The organism is Frankia sp. AgKG'84/4 (assembly GCF_023242965.2).
Classification (GTDB): Bacteria; Actinomycetota; Actinomycetes; order Frankiales; family Frankiaceae; genus Frankia.
On the sequence record NZ_JALKFU020000994.1, the window covers coordinates 1 to 1,893 of the forward strand.

Here is a 1,893-nt window from a genome sequence, read left to right on the forward strand (position 1 = left end):
TGGTCATGGAGGCGCACGCCGCCGCCGGCCGGATCCCCGCCGACTCCGTCGAGCCCGTCCGAGCCGCGCCCGCGCCCCGGTTCCGCTCAGATAGTCCGTCGCCGGGATGGGGCGGGCGGGCGGGCCGGCGGTGGCCGGGCCCGCGCCCGGCGGGACCTCGTCGAGGGCCTCCGTGACCGCCGTCGCGGCCCTGACGACCTGCATGACCAGGTCGGCACTGGTCCAGCCGGGCAGCACGCTGCGCGCGGCCAACGCGTCGTCCGGCAGGCCGTCGACCACGTCGACGATCTTCTGCCACTGGGCCAGGACGGCGTCGGCGAGTTCGGGCACGGCCGCCGCGGCGTCCCGCCGGCGGGTTCGGGGAGCCATCGCTCCATCCTGCCGGCCGCCTGCGTCACGTCGGTCGCTGCCCTGCACCGGCCCGACCGGCCCGCGCGGATCCGGTGCCGTCCCGACCGCCCGGTGGGGACGAGGATGGGGCCGTGTCAGTGACCACCGCACGCGCTGCGGCCGACGGGTATGAGACCGACAGATACGGGGCCGACGCGATCAGGCGGCGGGTGCTCGACTCGTGGGTCGCCTCGCCGGCCCGCTTCCGGGAGGACGCGAACGCCGAGGAGGATGCCGCGCTCGGCGCCTACCGCGACCGTCTCGTGGTCGAGCTGCTGCAGAACGCGCTCGACGCAGCCCGCGAGGCCGGCGTGCCGGCGCGGGTCGACGTGCGCCTGCGCACCCTCCCGACCGCGCCGGGGGCCGGGCCCGGCGGCCTGCTGGAGGTCGCCAACACGGGCGCGGCGCTGTCCGCGGCCGGGGTGGAGGCGCTGTCCACGCTGCGCGCCTCCGCCAAGCGGGACACCGCCGCGATCGGGCGCTTCGGGGCCGGGTTCGCGGCCGTCCTCGCGGTGACGGATGAGCCGTCGATCGTCTCCGCCGCCGCTGCCGGCGAACCCGCGACCGGGGTCGCCTGGTCGAGAACCGCCGCCATCGACGCCGTGACCACTCTCGACTACCCACATCACCGGGACGTCGGCGACAAAACTCGACGCGACGTAACGAATGACGACGCAACGAAATCCGATCCGACGACCGAGCTCGCCGAGACGGCCGGCCGGCCGGCGACGGGCCTGGCCGCGGAGCTCGCCCGCCGCGACGGAGCCGCGCCGATCCTCCGGCTGCCGTTCGCGATCACCGCCCCACCGCCGCCGCCCGGCCACGACACCGTGGTTCGCCTGCCCCTGCGCGACGCGGCAGCGGCGGAGCTGGCCCGGAGCCTGGTCGCGGACCTCGATCCGACCCTGCCGCTGGTCCTCGGCGGGCCCGGCGACATCACCATTGACGTCGACGGCGAGAAACGGACGATCACCTGCCGATGGGTCCGCGGCGGTCCGGACGGCGAACGCAGCGACCCGGGCCTGGCCGAGCCTCGGACGGCCCCCCGCGACAGCGCCGCGCAGGACGGCCCGGCGCCCTGGGAGCGGCTCGAGATCGCCGACCTCAATGGCGAGCGGTGGCGCGGTATCGCCAGGACCGGCACGATTCCCACCCGGTTGCTCGCTGACCGCCCCGTCGAGGAGCGCAACCGCAGCGGCTACACCGCCCGGGCGATGGTTCCCGACGGCGACTGGCCGGACGGTGTCGCCCGAGTGCTGCGCGCTCCTCAGCCTACCGACGAGCCGCTGTCCCTGCCTGTCCTCGCCAGCGTGGAACTACCCCTGGATCCGTCCCGGCGGCACACGATCGCCGGCCCGCTGCGCGACTGGCTCACCGACGAACTCGCCGCGGTCACGGTGGCACTCGCGGCCTATCTGGGCACCGGGGACGCACCGGACGCGAACGCGAACGCTGGCGGCGCCGCGGCCGCGGCGCCCGGCGTCCGCGGCGCGACCCCCGACC

At 76.4% G+C, this 1,893-nt stretch carries 2 protein-coding genes; one reads left to right on the forward strand and one right to left on the reverse strand.

The window, feature by feature from the left end; translation table 11 throughout:
* Positions 1-3: 3 nt before the first annotated feature.
* Positions 4-369, reverse strand: coding sequence for a maleylpyruvate isomerase N-terminal domain-containing protein (locus MXD58_RS26680; RefSeq protein ID WP_250610564.1), 366 nt, complete (start codon positions 367-369; stop codon positions 4-6).
* Between the two features lie 113 nt (positions 370-482).
* Between MXD58_RS26680 and MXD58_RS26685 the strand changes: the two genes are divergently transcribed.
* Positions 483-1,893, forward strand: a 1,411-nt coding sequence (locus MXD58_RS26685) for a sacsin N-terminal ATP-binding-like domain-containing protein (RefSeq protein WP_374616687.1), incomplete at its 3' end; no start/stop codon positions are given.